The 2,333-nt window shown below is 63.6% G+C and carries 3 protein-coding genes; all 3 read right to left on the bottom strand.

The genetic code is table 11. The annotated features are described in order from the left end of the window. Nucleotides 1–45: 45 nt before the first annotated feature. The gene (locus tag EOM25_14085; protein ID NCC26304.1) at nt 46–717 is read right to left on the bottom strand and encodes an amino acid ABC transporter permease; all 672 of its coding nucleotides are present in this window, start codon (nt 715–717) and stop codon (nt 46–48) included. 60 nt (nt 718–777) lie between these two features. Beyond that, nucleotides 778–1,521 (bottom strand): glutamine ABC transporter substrate-binding protein GlnH, encoded by a 744-nt coding sequence (gene glnH, locus EOM25_14090; GenBank protein ID NCC26305.1) that lies wholly within the window; start codon nt 1,519–1,521, stop codon nt 778–780. A gap of 143 nt (nt 1,522–1,664) precedes the next feature. Next, on the bottom strand, nt 1,665–2,330 hold the full coding sequence (locus EOM25_14095) for a M15 family peptidase (GenBank protein ID NCC26306.1): 666 nt from the start codon (nt 2,328–2,330) through the stop codon (nt 1,665–1,667). Nucleotides 2,331–2,333: the final 3 nt, after the last annotated feature.

A 2,333-nucleotide genomic window follows, 5' to 3' on the forward strand; every position in this document is an offset into this window, starting at 1 on the left:
CGGATCATGGTTCCTCGTGGTCCGGCGTCGCGGGCATGGGCATGTTCAGCGGGCTACCCGTTTGGCCAGTCTGGCCTCCAGCAGGCGCAGAAGGTGGGAGATGCTGAGGGTCATGGCCAGATAGACGACGCCAACGGCCATGTAGACCTCGAAGGCCCGGAAGGTCACGGCCACGATCTCCTGGCCGGTGCGCAAAAGTTCACCCACGCCGATGACCATGAGGAGCGATGTGTCCTTCAGGCTGATGATGAACTGGTTGCCGAGGGGCGGGATCATCCGCCGGAATGCTTGGGGCCAGACCACGTAGCGCATGGTCTGCATCCTGGTCAGGCCGATGGACCGGCCGGCCTCGCTCTGGCCTTTGTTGATGGACTGCACGGCCCCCCGGACGATCTCGGCGATATAGGCCCCGGAGTTGACGGCGATGATGACGACTCCGGCCACCAGCGGCGGGATGCGGATGCCCATGGCCATGGGAACCCCGTAGTAGAGGAACATGGCCTGGACGAGCATGGGCGTGCCCCGGATGCATTCGACGTAGACCCCGGCGGCCTTGCGGAGGACAAAGGACCGGGAGAGTTTCATGAGCCCGGCCAGGGCTCCGAAGGCGAACCCCAGGGACAGGCCGCCCACGGTGATGAGCACCGTGTATTTGAGGCCCCGCATGAGCATGGGAAAGGTGTCGAAGACGACCTGAAGTTCGAAATTAAAGGCCATGGGCAATGGTCCGATGTCGGAGCCGGGAAGGGGTCCCGGCTCCGTTTGTTTCGGCTCGGGTTATTTGGGCTCGGTGCCGAACCACTTCAGGTAGAGGTCGCGGTAGGAGCCGTCGTCCTTCATCTTCTGCAGGGCGGCGTTGACCTTGGCCACCAGGTCGCTCCCCTTGGGGAAGCCGATGCCGTAGGACTGGCCCATGTACATGGGACCGACGATCTTGACCTGGTCCTTGCCCACGGTCCGGACGAAGTCGGAGATGACCGGGGAGTCGAAGATGACCGCGTCGGCGCCGCCGGACAAGAGCTCCATGAACATGGCGTCGTTGTTGGGGAAGAGCTTGACTTCCTTGGCCTGGGCCTCCTTCTTGGCGAAGTCCTCGCTGGTGGTGCCCAGCTTGGTGGAGACGATCTTGCCCTTGAGGTCCTCGACGCCCTTGATGTCGTCGTTGCCGATCTTGACCAGGATGAGGAGCCCGGCGTTGTAATAGGGATCGGAGAAGTCCACGACCTCGGCCCGCTCGGGCTTGATGGTCATGCCGGCGATGCCCACGTCGATCTGGCCGGACTGGAGGCCGGGGATGATGCCGTTGAAATCCATGGGCTGGAGGTCGTACTCGGCGCCGATGGACTTGGCCAGGGCGTCCCAGAGCTCCACGTCGAAGCCGGTGTGCTTGCCGGTCTGGGGGTCCTTGAACTCGAAGGGCGGGAAGTTGGTGTCCGTGGCCACCACGAGCTTGCCGGCCATGGCCGTCGAGGTCAGGCCCAGGACCAGGGCGGTCAGGGCCAGAGCGAGAAAACGTTTCATGCTGCCTCCTGAAAGATGAATTGGTTGGTGATTTGAAACAAAAACGAGCCCGGCAGGAACTCCGGTCGGACTCGTTTTGATAGCCGGGAAGCGGGTTGGGGGCAAGCCCTGAAAGGAAGCCCGGGAAGGCTTGATTCGACGGTTCACTGCCTGCGGTAGCGTCCGACCCAGTCCTCCCATCCGGGAGGGATCTTCTGGAAATGCATGTAGTCCACCCGAACCTCGGTCCAGTCTCCGCCCCATTCCCAGCCCAGGTCCTTGAAGGCCAGGACCACCGGGCAGTCCGGGGTCAGGGTCCCAGGCGCGGACGGGTCGTAGACGGCTCCGGGCGGGAGGACCAGATCGCCCTTGAAGTACGGGTTCAGACGGGGGTTGAGGTCCACGGCCAGGCCCAGGGCGTGCATGGAAAGCTTGTCGCCGCCGACCCGGGGCCGCCAGACGTAGCCGGAGCTGTTGTTCGTGTCCGGGGACAGGCCAAAAGGGCCTTTGGTCTGGATGACGGGGTGGGCGATGGGCAGGACCGATTCCAGGGGGAACCTGGTTTCGAGGATGACGGTGAAGATATGCCGGATGTCATCGGCCAGGGCCTCGTGGACCACGATCTGGCCCTGGTGGACGCGGCCGTCGAACCCGTAATGCCGGACATCCACGACCACGAGATGAGACTGGACTTCAGGGAGGACGTCCGGAGGCTGGTGGGCGAAAATGGCCTCGCGGGGCGAGATGGCGCTGTCGGTGATCACCGTAGGGGCGCAGGAGGCCAAGCCGAGGACTGCAGCGAGGAGAAAAAGAAAGCGAGGGCTATGTATCTT

This window comes from Deltaproteobacteria bacterium (assembly GCA_009929795.1).
GTDB lineage: Bacteria > Desulfobacterota > Desulfovibrionia > Desulfovibrionales > Desulfomicrobiaceae > RZZR01.